Annotated in this window: 16 protein-coding genes; 14 read left to right on the top strand and 2 right to left on the bottom strand. The window is 51.4% G+C overall.

Annotated elements, in window-relative coordinates; translation table 11 throughout:
• Position 1: 1 nt before the first annotated feature.
• From hybA to hybG, 7 genes are read left to right on the top strand one after another with little or no spacing between them, the layout of a single operon-like run.
• Positions 2–988 (top strand): hydrogenase 2 operon protein HybA, encoded by a 987-nt coding sequence (gene hybA, locus ACJHXB_RS02130; RefSeq protein WP_001081860.1) that lies wholly within the window; start codon positions 2–4, stop codon positions 986–988.
• Positions 978–2,156, top strand: coding sequence for a Ni/Fe-hydrogenase cytochrome b subunit (gene hybB / locus ACJHXB_RS02125; RefSeq protein ID WP_000017694.1), 1,179 nt, complete (start codon positions 978–980; stop codon positions 2,154–2,156). The genes hybA and hybB overlap by 11 nt, the downstream gene beginning before the upstream one ends.
• Positions 2,153–3,856: a hydrogenase 2 large subunit gene (hybC, locus tag ACJHXB_RS02120; protein ID WP_000083065.1), complete on the top strand. Its 1,704-nt coding sequence runs from the start codon at positions 2,153–2,155 to the stop codon at positions 3,854–3,856. The genes hybB and hybC overlap by 4 nt, the downstream gene beginning before the upstream one ends.
• Positions 3,856–4,350, top strand: a complete 495-nt coding sequence (locus ACJHXB_RS02115; RefSeq protein ID WP_001221936.1) for a HyaD/HybD family hydrogenase maturation endopeptidase — start codon at positions 3,856–3,858, stop codon at positions 4,348–4,350. The genes hybC and ACJHXB_RS02115 overlap by 1 nt, the downstream gene beginning before the upstream one ends.
• Positions 4,343–4,831, top strand: a complete 489-nt coding sequence (hybE, locus tag ACJHXB_RS02110) for a hydrogenase-2 assembly chaperone (RefSeq protein WP_000134002.1) — start codon at positions 4,343–4,345, stop codon at positions 4,829–4,831. Before ACJHXB_RS02115 ends, hybE begins: the two co-directional genes overlap by 8 nt.
• The gene (hypA, locus tag ACJHXB_RS02105; protein ID WP_000544952.1) at positions 4,824–5,165 is read left to right on the top strand and encodes a hydrogenase maturation nickel metallochaperone HypA; all 342 of its coding nucleotides are present in this window, start codon (positions 4,824–4,826) and stop codon (positions 5,163–5,165) included. Before hybE ends, hypA begins: the two co-directional genes overlap by 8 nt.
• Positions 5,166–5,177: 12 nt before the next feature.
• Entirely contained in the window at positions 5,178–5,426 is a 249-nt protein-coding gene (hybG, locus tag ACJHXB_RS02100; protein ID WP_000334896.1) for a hydrogenase maturation factor HybG, read from the top strand.
• Between the two features lie 69 nt (positions 5,427–5,495).
• Here the strand turns inward: hybG and yghU are convergent, their stop codons facing one another.
• The gene (gene yghU, locus ACJHXB_RS02095) at positions 5,496–6,362 is read right to left on the bottom strand and encodes a glutathione-dependent disulfide-bond oxidoreductase (RefSeq protein WP_001376043.1); all 867 of its coding nucleotides are present in this window, start codon (positions 6,360–6,362) and stop codon (positions 5,496–5,498) included.
• Between the two features lie 204 nt (positions 6,363–6,566).
• On the opposite strand from yghU, the gene gss reads away from it, so the two are divergent.
• Both gss and pitB read left to right on the top strand, forming a co-directional pair.
• Positions 6,567–8,426 (top strand): bifunctional glutathionylspermidine amidase/synthase, encoded by a 1,860-nt coding sequence (gene gss / locus ACJHXB_RS02090; RefSeq protein ID WP_001376042.1) that lies wholly within the window; start codon positions 6,567–6,569, stop codon positions 8,424–8,426.
• A gap of 291 nt (positions 8,427–8,717) precedes the next feature.
• Positions 8,718–10,217 carry an inorganic phosphate transporter PitB gene (gene pitB, locus ACJHXB_RS02085; RefSeq protein WP_000933296.1) on the top strand — a complete coding sequence of 500 codons (1,500 nt, stop codon included), beginning with the start codon at positions 8,718–8,720 and terminating at the stop codon, positions 10,215–10,217.
• Between the two features lie 48 nt (positions 10,218–10,265).
• On the opposite strand, the gene ACJHXB_RS02080 is transcribed toward pitB, so the two are convergent.
• Positions 10,266–10,958, bottom strand: coding sequence for a dTMP kinase (locus tag ACJHXB_RS02080; protein WP_001190777.1), 693 nt, complete (start codon positions 10,956–10,958; stop codon positions 10,266–10,268).
• A 173-nt stretch (positions 10,959–11,131) separates the two neighbouring features.
• Here ACJHXB_RS02080 and ACJHXB_RS02075 point away from each other — a divergent pair, with 173 nt between their 5' ends.
• From ACJHXB_RS02075 to ACJHXB_RS02055, 5 genes are read left to right on the top strand one after another with little or no spacing between them, the layout of a single operon-like run.
• Positions 11,132–11,845: a dTMP kinase gene (locus ACJHXB_RS02075; RefSeq protein ID WP_001076251.1), complete on the top strand. Its 714-nt coding sequence runs from the start codon at positions 11,132–11,134 to the stop codon at positions 11,843–11,845.
• Positions 11,846–11,876: 31 nt separating this feature from the next.
• Positions 11,877–12,635, top strand: a complete 759-nt coding sequence (locus ACJHXB_RS02070) for a hypothetical protein (protein ID WP_000339549.1) — start codon at positions 11,877–11,879, stop codon at positions 12,633–12,635.
• Positions 12,636–12,680: 45 nt separating this feature from the next.
• Complete coding sequence (locus ACJHXB_RS02065; protein ID WP_000896873.1) at positions 12,681–14,030, top strand: lipopolysaccharide biosynthesis protein; 1,350 nt, start codon at positions 12,681–12,683, stop codon at positions 14,028–14,030.
• Positions 14,030–14,854: a hypothetical protein gene (locus ACJHXB_RS02060; protein WP_000984965.1), complete on the top strand. Its 825-nt coding sequence runs from the start codon at positions 14,030–14,032 to the stop codon at positions 14,852–14,854. The genes ACJHXB_RS02065 and ACJHXB_RS02060 overlap by 1 nt, the downstream gene beginning before the upstream one ends.
• 11 nt (positions 14,855–14,865) lie before the next feature.
• Positions 14,866–15,426, top strand: coding sequence for a YtfJ family protein (locus ACJHXB_RS02055; RefSeq protein WP_001301067.1), 561 nt, complete (start codon positions 14,866–14,868; stop codon positions 15,424–15,426).
• Positions 15,427–15,446: the final 20 nt, after the last annotated feature.

Raw genomic sequence — 15,446 nt, 5'->3', positions numbered from 1 at the left:
CGTGAACAGACGTAATTTTATTAAAGCAGCCTCCTGCGGGGCATTGCTGACGGGCGCACTGCCGTCTGTTAGCCATGCGGCTGCCGAAAACCGCCCGCCAATTCCGGGATCGCTGGGGATGTTGTACGACTCGACTTTGTGCGTAGGCTGCCAGGCTTGCGTCACCAAGTGTCAGGATATCAACTTCCCTGAACGTAACCCACAAGGGGAACAGACCTGGTCGAACAACGACAAACTGTCGCCGTACACCAATAACATCATTCAGGTGTGGACCAGCGGCTCGGGGGTCAACAAAGACCAGGAGGAGAACGGCTACGCGTACATTAAGAAACAGTGTATGCACTGCGTCGATCCGAATTGTGTCTCTGTGTGCCCGGTCTCTGCGCTGAAAAAAGATCCGAAAACCGGCATTGTCCATTACGACAAAGATGTGTGCACTGGCTGCCGTTACTGCATGGTCGCCTGCCCATACAACGTGCCGAAGTACGACTACAACAACCCATTTGGTGCGCTGCATAAGTGTGAACTGTGCAACCAGAAAGGTGTGGAACGTCTTGATAAAGGCGGTCTGCCTGGCTGCGTAGAAGTGTGCCCGGCGGGCGCGGTGATTTTTGGTACGCGTGAAGAGCTGATGGCTGAGGCGAAAAAACGTCTGGCGCTGAAGCCAGGCAGCGAATACCACTATCCGCGTCAGACGCTGAAATCTGGCGACACTTATCTGCATACGGTGCCGAAATATTATCCGCATCTGTACGGCGAGAAAGAGGGCGGCGGTACTCAGGTTCTGGTACTGACGGGTGTGCCTTATGAAAATCTCGACCTGCCGAAACTGGACGATCTTTCTACCGGTGCGCGTTCCGAAAATATTCAACACACCCTGTATAAAGGCATGATGCTACCACTGGCTGTGCTGGCGGGCTTAACCGTGCTGGTTCGTCGCAACACCAAAAACGACCATCACGACGGAGGAGACGATCATGAGTCATGATCCACAACCGCTGGGCGGCAAAATCATCAGTAAACCGGTCATGATTTTTGGACCGTTAATCGTCATCTGTATGCTCCTGATTGTGAAGCGTCTGGTGTTCGGTCTGGGCTCTGTCTCTGACCTGAACGGCGGCTTCCCGTGGGGCGTGTGGATCGCGTTTGACCTGCTGATTGGCACCGGCTTTGCCTGTGGCGGCTGGGCGCTGGCGTGGGCGGTATACGTCTTTAACCGTGGGCAATACCATCCGCTGGTGCGTCCGGCACTGTTGGCGAGTCTGTTTGGTTACTCACTGGGTGGCTTGTCGATCACTATCGACGTGGGTCGCTACTGGAACCTGCCGTACTTCTACATTCCGGGTCACTTCAACGTGAACTCGGTACTGTTCGAGACGGCGGTCTGTATGACCATCTACATCGGTGTGATGGCACTGGAGTTTGCTCCGGCACTGTTTGAACGTCTGGGCTGGAAGGTTTCTCTCAAGCGTCTGAACAAGGTGATGTTCTTCATCATTGCACTTGGCGCGCTGTTGCCGACCATGCACCAGTCTTCAATGGGGTCGCTGATGATCTCGGCGGGCTACAAGGTGCATCCGTTGTGGCAGAGCTATGAAATGTTGCCGCTGTTCTCGCTGCTGACGGCGTTCATCATGGGCTTCTCGATTGTCATCTTTGAAGGTTCGCTGGTGCAGGCGGGTCTGCGTGGCAACGGTCCAGATGAAAAGAGCCTGTTCGTCAAGCTGACCAACACCATCAGTGTGTTGCTGGCGATTTTCATCGTGCTGCGCTTTGGCGAGCTTATCTATCGCGACAAGCTGTCGTTAGCGTTTGCCGGTGACTTCTATTCCGTGATGTTCTGGATTGAAGTCCTGCTGATGCTCTTCCCGCTGGTCGTTCTGCGTGTGGCGAAGCTGCGTAATGATTCCCGCATGCTGTTCCTGTCAGCACTGAGCGCGCTGTTAGGTTGTGCAACCTGGCGTCTGACCTATTCGCTGGTGGCATTCAACCCGGGCGGCGGTTACGCCTACTTCCCGACCTGGGAAGAACTGTTGATTTCTATTGGTTTTGTGGCTATTGAGATTTGCGCTTACATCGTACTCATTCGTCTACTGCCGATACTTCCTCCTTTAAAACAAAACGATCATAATCGTCATGAGGCGAGCAAAGCATGAGCCAGAGAATTACTATTGATCCGGTAACCCGTATTGAGGGGCATTTACGCATCGATTGCGAAATCGAAAATGGCGTCGTTTCGAAAGCATGGGCTTCCGGTACCATGTGGCGCGGCATGGAAGAGATCGTGAAAAACCGCGATCCGCGCGATGCATGGATGATTGTGCAACGTATCTGTGGCGTATGTACAACCACTCACGCGCTGTCTTCCGTTCGTGCGGCAGAAAGTGCGCTGAATATCGACGTTCCGGTTAACGCGCAATACATCCGTAACATCATTCTGGCTGCGCACACCACGCATGACCATATTGTTCATTTCTATCAGCTTTCGGCGCTGGACTGGGTGGACATCACTTCTGCACTGCAAGCTGATCCAACCAAAGCCTCCGAAATGCTGAAAGGTGTTTCGACCTGGCATCTGAACAGCCCGGAAGAGTTCACCAAAGTTCAGAACAAGATCAAAGATCTGGTTGCCAGCGGTCAGTTGGGCATTTTCGCCAATGGCTACTGGGGTCACCCGGCAATGAAACTGCCGCCGGAAGTGAACCTGATTGCTGTAGCGCACTACCTGCAGGCGCTGGAGTGCCAGCGTGACGCTAACCGCGTTGTGGCGCTGCTGGGCGGTAAAACGCCGCATATTCAGAACCTGGCGGTAGGTGGGGTCGCGAACCCAATCAACCTCGACGGTCTGGGCGTGCTGAACCTTGAGCGCCTGATGTACATCAAGTCCTTCATCGACAAGCTGAGTGACTTTGTTGAGCAGGTTTACAAGGTTGATACCGCGGTTATCGCCGCGTTCTACCCGGAATGGCTGACGCGTGGTAAAGGTGCGGTGAACTACCTGAGCGTGCCGGAATTCCCGACCGACAGCAAAAACGGCAGCTTCCTGTTCCCGGGCGGCTACATTGAGAATGCGGATCTGTCCTCGTATCGCCCGATCACTTCCCACTCCGATGAATACCTGATTAAAGGCATTCAGGAGAGCGCGAAGCACTCCTGGTATAAAGACGAAGCGCCGCAGGCACCGTGGGAAGGTACCACCATTCCGGCTTATGATGGTTGGTCTGACGACGGTAAATATTCCTGGGTGAAATCACCGACTTTCTACGGCAAAACGGTAGAAGTGGGTCCGCTGGCTAACATGCTGGTGAAACTGGCGGCAGGACGCGAGTCTACCCAGAACAAACTGAATGAAATCGTTGCGATTTATCAGAAACTGACTGGCAATACGCTGGAAGTGGCACAGCTGCACTCCACGTTGGGCCGTATTATTGGTCGTACCGTTCACTGCTGCGAATTGCAGGATATCCTGCAAAATCAATACAGTGCACTGATCACCAATATCGGCAAAGGCGATCACACCACCTTCGTGAAACCGAACATTCCGGCAACGGGTGAGTTCAAAGGTGTTGGCTTCCTCGAAGCGCCGCGCGGTATGCTCTCTCACTGGATGGTGATCAAAGACGGTATCATCAGCAACTACCAGGCAGTTGTTCCATCAACCTGGAACTCTGGCCCGCGTAACTTCAATGATGACGTCGGTCCTTACGAGCAGTCGCTGGTGGGTACACCGGTTGCTGATCCGAATAAACCGCTGGAAGTGGTGCGTACCATTCACTCCTTCGACCCGTGCATGGCCTGTGCGGTACACGTAGTGGATGCCGACGGCAACGAAGTGGTTTCAGTGAAGGTTCTGTAATGCGTATTTTAGTCTTAGGGGTTGGCAATATTTTGCTGACCGATGAAGCCATCGGTGTGCGGATTGTCGAAGCGTTAGAGCAACGATACATTCTGCCGGATTATGTTGAGATCCTCGATGGCGGCACGGCGGGAATGGAGCTGCTTGGCGACATGGCAAATCGCGATCATCTGATTATTGCGGATGCCATTGTGTCGAAAAAGAACGCGCCGGGAACGATGATGATCCTGCGGGATGAAGAAGTTCCGGCGTTGTTTACCAACAAAATCTCTCCGCATCAGCTTGGCTTGGCCGACGTATTGTCGGCCCTGCACTTCACCGGTGAGTTTCCGAAAAAGCTGACGCTGGTCGGCGTGATCCCGGAATCGCTGGAGCCACACATCGGCTTAACGCCGACGGTCGAAGCGATGATTGAACCTGCGCTTGAGCAGGTTCTGGCTGCGCTGCGCGAATCAGGCGTGGAAGCCATCCCACGGGAGGCGACTCATGACTGAAGAGATAGCAGGTTTCCAGACCTCCCCGAAGGCGCAAGTACAGGCAGCTTTTGAAGAAATTGCCCGGCGTTCGATGCATGCTCTCTCTTTTCTGCATCCTTCAATGCCGGTGTATGTTTCTGACTTTACGCTGTTCGAAGGTCAGTGGACGGGGTGTGTGATCACCCCGTGGATGCTGAGTGCAGTTATCTTCCCCGGCCCGGATCAACTCTGGCCGCTGCGCAAAGTGAGTGAAAAAATTGGTCTGCAACTGCCGTATGGCACTATGACCTTTACCGTTGGCGAACTGGACGGTGTTTCTCAATATCTCTCCTGTTCGCTGATGTCACCGCTTTCGCACAGCATGTCGATTGAAGAGGGCCAACGCCTGACGGATGACTGCGCACGAATGATCCTTTCGCTGCCAGTCACGAATCCGGATGTACCACACGCAGGGCGTCGCGCCCTGCTGTTTGGCCGCAGGAGTGGCGAAAATGCATGAGTTGTCGCTTTGCCAGAGCGCCGTTGAAATTATCCAACGGCAGGCGGAGCAGCACGATGTTAAGCGCGTCACCGCCGTGTGGCTGGAAATTGGCGCGCTCTCCTGCGTTGAGGAGAGCGCCGTCCGTTTTAGTTTTGAAATTGTCTGCCACGGAACGGTGGCGCAAGGGTGCGATTTACATATCGTCTATAAACCCGCCCAGGCCTGGTGCTGGGATTGCAGCCAGGTGGTGGAGATTCATCAGCACGATGCGCAGTGTCCGATCTGTCATGGCGAGCGGTTGCGTGTCGATACCGGCGATTCGCTGATCGTCAAAAGTATTGAAGTTGAATAACCGGAGTTAACAATGTGTATTGGCGTTCCAGGCCAGGTGCTGGCTGTCGGTGAAGATATTCACCAGCTTGCGCAGGTTGAAGTATGTGGTATCAAGCGCGACGTGAATATCGCCCTGATTTGTGAAGGTAACCCTGCCGATCTGCTGGGCCAGTGGGTACTGGTACACGTCGGATTTGCCATGAGTATCATCGACGAAGATGAAGCCAAAGCCACATTAGACGCACTGCGCCAAATGGATTACGACATTACCAGCGCGTGATGATTAAAGCCGGATGCGGCGTAAATGCTTTATCCGGCTACATAGCGATAAGCCTGCCAATGTTGCGACTTACCCCTGACGCTTATCTTCCGTATTCGTCTCGAAATCACTGGCGTCATGGCGTTCATGCAACTGCTCGTTCAGCGGTCCGTTGATGCGGTTAACAATACGCCCACGCTTCACTGCCGGACGTTCGCCCAATTCTTTCGCCCAGCGTTGTACGTGTTTATAACTTCCCGCATCCAGAAACTCTGCGGCATCATACACGCCGCCTAACACCACGTTGCCAAACCACGGCCAAATCGCCATATCCGCAATGGTGTACTCATCGCCTGCAACAAACTTATGCTGCGCCAGTTGCTTATCCAGCACGTCGAGCAGGCGCTTGGCTTCCATGGTAAAGCGATTGATGGCGTACTCAATTTTCACCGGCGCGTAATGGTAAAAGTGACCAAAACCACCGCCGAGGAACGGTGCAGCCCCCTGTAGCCAGAACAGCCAGTTCATCGTTTCAGTACGCTTTGCCAGATCCTGCGGCAGGAAGTAGCCAAATTTCTCCGCCAGATAAAGCAGAATCGATCCAGACTCAAACACGCGGATCGGTGGATTATGAGTATGATCGCGCAATGCCGGAATCTTCGAATTCGGGTTCACTTCGACAAAGCCGCTGGAGAATTGATCGCCATCGCCTATGCGTATCAGCCAGGCATCGTACTCTGCGCCAGTAACGCCCAGCTCCAGCAGCTCCTCAAGCATAATCGTTACTTTCTGACCGTTCGGCGTTCCCAGCGAATAGAGTTGCAGCGGATGTTTGCCCACCGGCAGCGTTTTTTCATGCGTCGGACCAGAAACCGGGCGATTGATATTGGCGAACGCGCCGCCAGCGGATTTATCCCACGTCCAGACTTTCGCGGGCTGATAAGTATTGTCTGTCATAGTGAGTTGCCTTCTCAGTGGTAGTGTTGAAGCAGTGTAGCAGGTCACTTGCTGTACAGAATGTGAATTTTTTAACCCTTTGCGCCAGCCGCTGCGATGAGGTGTATGATTAGTCTGACCTCTGTCCGGTTAATGTCGCTGAGCAGGTAATCAGAGCACAACAATTACGCCAACTGCTTAGGTTGTATTGTTAAAGGTAAAGTGATGAGCAAAGGAACGACCAGCCAGGATGCCCCGTTCGGGACATTATTGGGCTACGCCCCAGGTGGGGTAGCAATCTACTCTTCAGATTACAGTTCTCTCGATCCGCAGGAATACGAAGATGACGCCGTATTCCGTAGCTATATCGACGACGAATATATGGGCCACAAATGGCAATGCGTTGAATTTGCTCGCCGTTTTCTCTTTCTGAATTACGGTGTGGTCTTTACTGACGTGGGTATGGCGTGGGAGATTTTCTCGCTGCGCTTCCTGCGTGAAGTGGTTAATGACAACATCCTGCCATTGCAGGCATTTCCTAATGGCTCGCCGCGTGCACCGGTCGCGGGTGCGCTTCTTATCTGGGATAAAGGCGGTGAATTTAAAGACACTGGCCATGTCGCCATCATTACCCAATTACATGGCAACAAAGTCCGTATTGCGGAACAGAACGTGATTCATTCCCCGTTGCCGCAAGGGCAACAGTGGACGCGCGAACTGGAGATGGTGGTCGAAAACGGCTGCTATACCCTTAAAGACACTTTTGATGACACCACCATTCTGGGCTGGATGATCCAGACGGAAGATACTGAATACAGCTTACCGCAGCCGGAAATTGCAGGCGAGCTGCTGAAAATCAGCGGAGCGCGTCTGGAAAACAAAGGCCAGTTTGACGGTAAATGGCTGGATGAAAAAGATCCGCTGCAAAACGCCTATGTGCAGGCCAACGGTCAGGTGATCAATCAGGATCCGTATCATTACTACACCATTACCGAGAGCGCCGAGCAGGAGCTGATTAAAGCCACCAACGAGCTGCACCTGATGTATCTTCACGCAACCGACAAGGTGCTGAAAGATGACAACCTGCTGGCGCTGTTCGACATTCCGAAAATCCTCTGGCCACGTTTGCGTCTCTCCTGGCAGCGTCGCCGTCACCATATGATCACCGGTCGTATGGATTTCTGCATGGATGAGCGTGGTCTGAAGGTTTACGAATACAACGCCGACTCCGCCTCCTGTCATACCGAAGCTGGCTTGATCCTCGAACGTTGGGCGGAGCATGGCTATAAAGGCAACGGCTTCAATCCGGCGGAAGGGCTGATTAACGAACTGGCTGGTGCCTGGAAACACAGTCGTGCACGTCCGTTTGTCCATATCATGCAGGACAAAGATATCGAGGAAAACTATCACGCGCAGTTTATGGAGCAGGCGCTGCACCAGGCGGGCTTTGAAACGCGTATCTTGCGCGGGCTGGATGAACTGGGCTGGGATGCTGCCGGGCAACTGATTGATGGGGAAGGGCGACTGGTTAACTGCGTGTGGAAAACCTGGGCGTGGGAAACCGCGTTTGATCAGATTCGTGAAGTTAGCGACCGTGAGTTTGCTGCGGTGCCGATCCGTACCGGTCATCCGCAAAATGAAGTGCGTCTTATCGACGTATTGCTGCGCCCGGAAGTGCTGGTCTTTGAACCTCTGTGGACAGTGATCCCCGGCAACAAAGCGATTCTGCCGATCCTCTGGTCGCTGTTCCCGCACCATCGTTACCTGCTGGATACCGATTTCACTGTTAATGATGAACTGGTAAAAACAGGTTACGCAGTGAAACCGATCGCCGGTCGCTGTGGCAGTAACATCGACCTCGTCAGCCATCATGAAGAGGTGCTGGACAAAACCAGCGGTAAATTTGCCGAGCAGAAAAACATCTATCAGCAACTGTGGTGTTTGCCGAAAGTGGACGGTAAATACATTCAGGTATGTACCTTCACCGTTGGCGGCAACTACGGTGGGACGTGTTTGCGCGGTGATGAATCACTGGTCATTAAAAAAGAGAGTGATATTGAACCGTTAATTGTGGTGAAAGAGTAATACATGTTGTAGCAACCCCGCACTGATTATGAAGAATAATCAGTGCAGGGATTAATCAAAATATTCAATATTTATATATTCCAATATTTATTCATTTCATATGTGAATGTATTAACCAGTGGAATACCTGTGTTTTGATTATTTCTAAAGGTTTTGAATGAATGCTTATTATCTGATACACAAGAAATAACACTCTTTTTATCGTTAAAAAATGATATTTCACTTTGCCCACGCCGTTAAAGTCACTGATAATGCGTCCGTTCGTAAATTCAAAATGGCGTAATCTAATATATGCTAAATTTATTTGTTGGCCTTGATATATACACAGGGCTTTTGTTATTACTTGCTCTGGCATTTGTGTTGTTCTACGAAGCAATCAATGGTTTTCATGACACGGCGAATGCGGTGGCAACCGTTATTTATACTCGTGCCATGCAGCCACAGCTTGCCGTGGTGATGGCGGCATTTTTTAACTTTTTTGGCGTATTGCTAGGCGGACTTAGCGTTGCCTATGCCATTGTCCATATGTTGCCAACCGATTTGTTGCTGAATATGGGGTCAACTCACGGCCTGGCGATGGTCTTTTCCATGCTGCTGGCGGCGATTATCTGGAACCTGGGAACGTGGTTCTTTGGTTTACCGGCCTCCAGTTCGCATACCTTGATTGGTGCGATTATCGGCATCGGTTTAACCAACGCGCTGTTAACCGGCTCATCGGTGATGGATGCGTTAAACCTGCGTGAAGTGACCAAAATTTTCTCCTCGCTGATTGTTTCCCCTATCGTCGGCCTGGTCATTGCGGGAGGCCTGATATTCCTGCTGCGCCGCTACTGGAGCGGGACGAAAAAGCGTGACCGTATTCACCGCATTCCGGAAGATCGCAAAAAGAAAAAAGGCAAACGTAAGCCACCATTCTGGACGCGTATTGCGCTGATTGTTTCCGCTGCGGGCGTGGCGTTTTCGCACGGCGCGAACGACGGGCAGAAAGGGATCGGCCTGGTGATGTTGGTACTGGTGGGGATTGCCCCTGCTGGTTTCGTCGTCAATATGAATGCGTCCGGCTATGAAATTACCCGTACTCGCGATGCCGTCACCAACTTTGAACACTATCTGCAACAGCATCCTGAACTGCCGCAGAAGTTGATTGCGATGGAACCTCCATTGCCTGCGGCATCGACTGATGGCACGCAAGTAACGGAGTTTCATTGTCATCCGGCAAATACCTTTGATGCGATTGCGCGCGTTAAAACGATGTTGCCAGGTAATATGGAAAGCTACGAGCCGTTAAGCGTGAGTCAGCGCAGCCAGCTGCGCCGCATTATGCTGTGCATCTCTGATACCTCTGCGAAGCTGGCGAAACTGCCAGGTGTCAGTAAAGAAGATCAGAACCTGCTGAAAAAATTGCGCAGCGATATGTTAAGCACCATTGAGTACGCTCCGGTGTGGATCATCATGGCGGTAGCACTGGCGCTCGGCATTGGCACCATGATTGGCTGGCGTCGTGTAGCGATGACCATCGGTGAGAAGATTGGTAAGCGCGGCATGACGTATGCGCAAGGGATGGCGGCGCAGATGACGGCGGCGGTATCTATCGGCCTTGCCAGTTATATTGGGATGCCTGTTTCCACAACACACGTCCTCTCATCTGCGGTAGCAGGGACGATGGTGGTGGACGGCGGTGGGTTACAGCGTAAAACGGTAACCAGCATCCTGATGGCGTGGGTGTTTACTTTACCAGCGGCGATTTTTCTGTCTGGTGGGTTGTACTGGATAGCATTGCAGTTGATTTAACCTTCCTGAAAATGCCCGGTCCTGGCGATCGGGCATTTCCATTTTTGGCTAGTGATAACCACGCGCGGTCATAAAATCCGTAATCGCTTTTTCTGCATCAACCAGCACCTTTTCCAGTGGCTGATTGGCATCGATATCAACCAGTTGTGCACCACCAAAGGTTAACTGTGGCGTTATTGCAATCTTCCTCGCCAGCGATTCCCGTTTATGGTCGGGTTTACGCGCGCAGGCAACTTCAAGGTCAACATTGAGTTTGATGACCAGATCAGGCTTATGGCTCGCCATCCAGTGAAATGCTTTACGTTCCTGGCTTGCCAGCCATGAGACAAACCGGCCGCCTTCAACGTTAGGTGGGAACACTGTACCATCGTAAGCGCCAGGAATTTGGTCCTGAGGATAACGGTCGGTTAGAACAATTAACCCGCGACGACGACAGGCAAGCATATGACGAAAGCGCAGTAAGCGACGGGCGACAAACGCTGTAATTACCAGCGCCGGAACAGGGCCAGGCAATTTTTTTGCTGTTTTCACCTGATTTCGTTCAATTGTTTTATGTAAGGATTTTCCCATCAACGGTAATTTTGTCACTGCACGACCGACATTTCCGGCTTGTTTTCCTAAATGAACTCTTTCGGCAGCACCATATTTTTCGACAACGGTAATGAGATGTTCACACACCGTTGACTTGCCTGAACCATCGCTACCAATAACGGCAATTAATGGAGGTGTTATTGACTGCATGAATATATCCTTTAATTTAAATATCCATTAAAAATATTTATTTGGTTAATATGTTTTTATGAAAGCGTAATTCAGGTCAATGTCACAATTAACCATTGTCACAATAAGGTTGAACGGATATTCTGAGCACGGACCACGTAATATTCAATACATTATTTGCTGCCGGGTTTTTCGTGAATCAACGTAATATGTCAATAATTAATTCCACGCCAGTGCGTGTTATTGCCATTGTAGGATGTGATGGTTCAGGTAAATCGACCCTCACGGCAAGCCTGGTAAATGAACTGGCAGCAAGAATGCCAACAGAACACATTTATCTCGGGCAATCGTCCGGGCGAATTGGCGAATGGATTTCACAGCTCCCTGTTATTGGCGCACCTTTTGGGCGTTATCTGCGAAGTAAAGCGGCACATGTGCACGAAAAGCCCTCAACACCGCCTGGCAATATTACTGCGCTGGTTATCTATCTGCTTTCCTGCTGGCGGGCGTATAAGTTTCGCAAAATGTTGTGTAAAAGCCAGCAAGGCTATCTGCTCATCACCGACCGCTACCCGCAGGTTGAAGTGCCGGGTTTTCGCTTTGATGGCCCGCAATTGGCAAAAACCACGGGCGGTAACGGTTGGATAAAAATGTTAAGGCAGCGCGAGCTGAAGCTGTACCAATGGATGGCGTCTTATTTGCCCGTATTGTTGATTCGTCTTGGCATTGATGAACAAACCGCGTTTTCGCGTAAACCTGACCACCAACTGGCAGCGTTACAGGAAAAAATCGCCGTTACGCCGCAACTGACATTCAATGGCGCAAAGATCCTTGAACTGGATGGTCGGCAACCAGCCGATGAAATTATGCAAGCGTCACTACGCGCAATTCACGCCGTGCTTTCCTGATCACCAAAATGGATAGGGGATGATTTAACGAATGGATGCACTACAAACACAAACTGTTAATAGTACAACCGTGCCGCAGCCCAACTACATTCCGGGGCTGATTGCGGTGGTCGGGTGTGATGGCACCGGTAAATCCACACTGACCACCGACCTGGTGAAATCGCTGCAACAACACTGGCAAACCGAGCGGCGCTATCTGGGGCTGCTCTCGGGCGAAGACGGCGACACAATCAAACGATTGCCGTTGGTTGGCGTCTGGCTCGAACGGCGACTGGCGGCCAAATCCTCGAAAACCCAAAGCATGAAAACCAAATCTCCAGCGCTATGGGCGGCGGTGATTATGTACTGCTTCTCGCTGCGAAGAATGGCGAATCTACGCAAGGTTCAGCGACTGGCGCAAAGTGGCGTTCTGGTGGTCAGCGATCGCTTCCCGCAGGCTGAAATTTCGGGCTTTTATTATGACGGACCGGGGATCGGCGTCGAACGTGCGACCGGGAAAATCAGCATGTTTCTGGCGCAGCGCGAACGGCGTTTATACCAAAAAATGGCGCAATACCGTCCTGAATTAATCATTCGTTTGGGGATTGATATTGATACTGCCATCTCCCGCAAGCCTGACCATGACTATGCCGAGCTGCAGGACAAAATCGGCGTCATGTCGACGATTGGCTATAACGGCACAAAAATTCTTGAGATTGATTCCAGAGCGCCCTACAGCGAAGTGCTGGAACAGGCACAGAAGGCGGTTTCTCTGGTTGCCATCGTTTCTGACCGCCGAAGTTTAACTTAAGGCTGGCGGGATACTTTTTACTATCAACGATAAGGTCAGGCTGAATTGGCGGGTTTTAACATCAAACATTGGTTTGCAGATGGCGCGTTTCGCACCATTATTCGCAATAGCGCCTGGTTAGGCTCCAGTAATGTCGTGAGCGCCTTGCTAGGTCTGTTGGCGCTCTCGTGTGCCGGTAAAGGGATGACGCCCGCCATGTTTGGCGTACTGGTGATTGTGCAATCGTACGCCAAGTCGATCAGCGATTTTATTAAGTTTCAGACATGGCAGTTGGTGGTGCAGTACGGAACACCAGCATTAACCAACAATAATCCGCAGCAATTCCGCAATGTCGTCTCATTTTCCTTCTCGCTGGATATCGTCAGCGGCGCGGTGGCGATTGTCGGCGGCATTGCCTTACTCCCTTTTCTTTCCCATTCATTAGGTCTGGATGACCAAAGCTTTTGGCTGGCAGCGCTGTATTGCACGCTCATTCCTTCAATGGCTTCCTCCACGCCGACCGGCATTCTGCGTGCGGTAGATCGCTTCGATTTGATTGCTGTACAGCAGGCGACGAAACCTTTTCTGCGCGCAGCGGGGAGCGTCGTAGCCTGGTATTTTGATTTTGGTTTTGCGGGTTTTGTTATTGCCTGGTACGCATCGAATCTGGTTGGCGGCACCATGTACTGGTGGTTTGCCGCGCGCGAATTACGCCGCAGAAATATCCATAACGCCTTCAAATTGAATCTGTTTGAGTCTGCCCGACACATTAAAGGCGCGTGGAGTTTTGTCTGGTCAACCAACATTGCCCACTCCATCTGGTCGGCGCGTAACTCGTGCAGCACAGTGTTGGTGGGGATCGTGTTAGGACCCGCTGCCGCCGGGTTATTTAAAATCGCCATGACATTCTTCGACGCCGCCGGAACGCCAGCGGGTTTGCTGGGTAAAAGTTTTTACCCAGAGGTGATGCGTTTAGATCCGCGCACCACCAGGCCGTGGTTGTTAGGCGTGAAGTCCGGTTTACTGGCGGGCGGAATCGGTATTCTGGTGGCGCTCGTGGTGTTGATCGTCGGCAAGCCACTCATTTCGCTGGTGTTTGGCGTTAAGTATCTCGAAGCGTATGACCTGATTCAGGTGATGCTAGGCGCAATTGTGATTTCAATGCTGGGCTTCCCACAGGAGTCATTGCTATTGATGGCGGGAAAACAGCGTGCTTTTCTCGTGGCGCAAACCATCGCCTCAATCGGCTACATCGTATTGCTGTTCATGTTCTGTCATCTGTTTGGCGTGCTGGGGGCTGCATTTGCTTACTTCGCTGGGCAATGTCTGGATGTGGTGCTCTCGCTAATTCCAACCTTAAAGGCATTTTTTCAGCGCCATTCCTTGCTTTATAACGCAGCCGGAGAGAAATCCTGATGATGAGAAAATATTTCCCGCTTGAGGCTAGCGAGCGTCTATTTGTTGCGATTGAAGAAGATGATGTCGTTGATGCACAGGTCAGTTTGCCGCCGACTATCGCACTAAGTTGTACCACCGAAATCATCCATGATAATTACGCGTTATGCCTGAAATTCTGGCTGGATGGTGTTAATCGTCAGGAGCTACTGCGTTTAATCCGCAAACAGGCGAAAGGCGATGAACTGACGACAGACGAGCGCAAAAAGTATAAATACATGCGAGCGCGCTACAAGCATCTGCGCTTTGCGCAACGGCTGTATTTAAAGAAGCATCAGGCCGGATTTTTATTCGGCAAAACGACCGTTTTTTTGGGGCGTTTTCAGGACGGCTTTCGTAACGGTAAGAAAAATATTGTGTCGTATTACGGCAACCTGTTACGGGTTTATTTAAGCTCTCCGGTCTGGTCGTTGGTGAACTATTCATTACGCCATAGCCAGTTAGAAAGCGTAAGCGGTTTTATTGCCTATCGGCAAAAGCAAATGCATACCCTGAAAGAGATAATTGCCAAACCGCGACTAACCGGCAGGGAATTTCATGATGTGCGAAAAATCATCAGCCAGCAGGTTTCTTATTACGACACCTTAAGATCGCTTGATCCTGAAAATAAAGAAGCGTTACAGATTTCCCGCTTCCTCGCCGCCATTAATGGCCTGATGGGGGATAAACACGACGACATGGTGGCGGATGATATGGAAAACCGCCAGTCGTATGATGCACCGGTGGCGCTGGATAGCGATATTCGCCAGCGCTTAGAGCTGCTGATTTCGCGTTTTCCGCTATAACCGGAGCAATGATGTCATCTCGTTTGATTATTGCGCTGATTATCATGCTCTTAGCCCCGGGTGTGCAGGCACACAATTTCGTCACTGGCAAAACGGTTACCCCTGTTTATATCCAGGAAGGCGGTGAGTTGCTTCTGAATAGCGACGACGAAATTCACTACCAAAAGTGGAACAGCACACAGCTGGCGGGAAAAGTCCGCATTATTCAGTATATCGCCGGGCGTAAGTCGGCGAAGAAAAAGAACTCACTGTTAATTAAAGCGGTTGAAGCGGCAAACTTTCCGCAGGATCGTTTTCAGCCCACCACCATTGTGAACACCGATGATGCCATCTTTGGTACTGGCTATTTTGTCGTTGGCAAAATCGAAAAAAATAAACGCCGCTATCCGTGGGCGCAATTCGTTATTGACGGCAATGGACTGGGACGCGTTGCCTGGCGGTTGCCGGAGCAGAGTTCAACCATTCTGGTGCTGAATAAAGACGGGCAAATTCAGTGGGCAAAGGACGGCAGCCTGACGCCGGAAGAGGTAGATCATGTCATTGCGCTGGCGCAGAAACTGATCAATGAATAAAAAATTCAAAGGATTTAGGG

The organism is Escherichia sp. WS3227_2 (genome assembly GCF_046486495.1).
Classification (GTDB): Bacteria; Pseudomonadota; Gammaproteobacteria; order Enterobacterales; family Enterobacteriaceae; genus Escherichia; species Escherichia coli.
This window is presented reverse-complemented; position numbering and strand designations above follow the sequence as displayed.